The sequence below is a fragment of the Rhodococcus sp. P3_B8 genome, assembly GCF_056402775.1.
On record NZ_JBFUGT010000545.1, the window covers coordinates 1 to 2,390 of the forward strand.

Here is a 2,390-nt window from a genome sequence, read left to right on the forward strand (position 1 = left end):
GCCTCGGCCGCCGGCAGCCTTGTACTACCGCTCGGGACTGTGCCCCGGAATTTAGTAGTACCGACTGGTTTACCTAACCGTTTGGTACTGCTAGATTCGGTGTTCGCGCCGTCCCGATGACGGCGCCTCTCAGGATCGAGGTAGTCGCGATGTGGCATTACCGGATATTCGAATGTCGGCACACCCGGCCTGGCGGACGCGGCTATAAGGACCGATCGACCCGCCCGGCCCCCACGTGCACGGATAGCGCACATCGCTACGACGGCACCGAGGCTCGGGCGCACGGTTTGGTCGACCGCACCGCCCCGGCCGACGGTGTCCTCTCTTCGATACCGCGCTCGAGGTTGTCACCCTCTGTTGGGGAAGGATTCCGACACCCTGGGGACGATCAAGGCAACCGTCTTCCCCTCGGCGGTCACTGCCCTCGGCAAATTGCAGGGGGACCGGACCGCGGCACCCGGCACGGCGTCGACCGCTTTCGGCGTCCACTTTGGTCGCCTGATCACAACCGTCCCTCACCTCGCCGAAATGGAAGGTACATCCGTGAGTTTCACCAGCCCACACCCTGACGTCGTCATCCCCGAATCGAGTCTGTACGACCTTCTTTTCGGCACCTTGTCCGACGAAGAATTGCAACGGACCGCGTTCCGCGACCGGAGCTCAGATACAACCGTCGAGTATCGCGACCTGGTGGCACGCATCGATGCGGTAGCCGGCGCACTCACCGCCCAAGGCCTGACTGTCGGCGATGTGGTCGGGCTGCACGCCCCGAACTCACCGGAGTTCGCGGTCGCGTTTCACGGCATCCTGCGCGCAGGAGGGACTGCGACCCCCATCAATGCGCTCTACACCGCAGAGGACATCACCAAACAGCTGACCGACTCCTCGGCGTCGTTCCTCTTCACCACGTCGGCGCTCCTTCCTCAGGCGTGGTCCGCGGCTCGCGCTGCCGGAATCGGCGCACACCGAGTCCTGGTTCTCGATGGAACAGGCGACGAACACCCGTCACTACAACAAATTCTGGCACAACAGATTCCGGCACCCAAGGTCGATTTCGACCCGGCAACACATCTCGCAGTGCTGCCATACTCGTCCGGGACCACGGGCCGTCCGAAGGGCGTCCGGCTCACCCACCGCAACCTGGTCGCCAACCTCTGCCAAGTTCAGCCATGGCTCGGAATCACTCCGCAGGAACGTGTCCTGGCCGTCCTTCCGTTCTTCCACATCTACGGATTGACCGCGGTGCTGAACGCAACGCTGCATCAGCGAGCCACGCTCGTCACGATGCCAAAATTCGATCTGGTCGAGTTCCTCCGTACCGTTTCGGAAGAAGAATGCAGCTACATCTACATCGCGCCGCCCGTCGCGGTGGCCATGGCCAAGAACCCCATCGTCGACGACTACGATCTATCGAGCGTCCGAGTGATGCTGTCGGGCGCAGCCCCACTCGACGACAACCTGGCTCGAGTGATCGAGAAGCGGCTGGGATGCAAGGTCCTGCAGGGATTCGGAATGAGCGAAATGAGTCCTGCTAGCCACCTCATTCCTCTCGACAGAGACGACATCCCCCGCAGCTCAGTCGGGTTGACCATTCCCAACATGGAATGCAAGCTGATCGATCCGGCCACCGGCGAGGAGATCGCGTATCCGGCCGAGGGGGTGTCGAAGCCTGGTGAGCTGTGGTGCAAGGGCCCGAACATCATGGCCGGATATCTCGGCAACGACGAAGCAACCGCCGAGACCCTCGATGCGGACGGCTACCTACACACCGGCGACATCGCGACCGTCGATTCGGAGGGCGTGGTGACGATCGTGGACCGAATGAAGGAACTGATCAAGTACAAGGGTTATCAGGTGCCACCCGCCGAACTCGAGGCGCTGCTGCTCACCCACCCGCAGATCTCCGACGCCGCCGTCATCGGAGTGTCGAACGGCGAGGGTGAAGAGGTGCCGAAGGCGTTCGTCGTCAAGCAGCAGGGCGCCGAACTGGACGAGGCCGCAGTCATCGCGTTCGTCGCCGAGCGGGTGTCCCCACACAAGAAGGTCCGCAAGGTGCAGTTCATCGACATCGTGCCCAAGTCCGCGGCGGGCAAGATTCTTCGCAAAGACCTCCGGGCTTCGGAAGCCGGCTCACTTGTGCCGGGACAATCCCTTTCCGTGCAGTGACAATCACTTTCCCGAACTGACTTCCCGACAAGGAGTACCCATGAGCCTGCCCCCCATCCTGCAAGACCGGCTTCGCCTGCCCGTCGTCGCGTCGCCGATGTTCATCGTCTCGGGTCCCGACCTGGTGATCGCCCAGTCGACGTCGGGCATCGTCGGATCGTTCCCCTCGCTCAACACCCGCCCGCAGCCCGTCCTGCGTGAATGGCTCACCCGCATCACCGAAG

The 2,390-nt window shown here is 62.8% G+C and carries 1 protein-coding gene and 1 pseudogene; both read left to right on the forward strand.

What is annotated here, in order from left to right; genetic code table 11:
• Positions 1-543 precede the first annotated feature (543 nt).
• Positions 544-2,166, forward strand: a complete 1,623-nt coding sequence (locus tag AC1D1G_RS44290; RefSeq protein ID WP_477956838.1) for an AMP-binding protein — start codon at positions 544-546, stop codon at positions 2,164-2,166.
• A gap of 40 nt (positions 2,167-2,206) precedes the next feature.
• Positions 2,207-2,390 (forward strand): annotated as a pseudogene (locus AC1D1G_RS44295) (NAD(P)H-dependent flavin oxidoreductase); the annotation flags it as partial.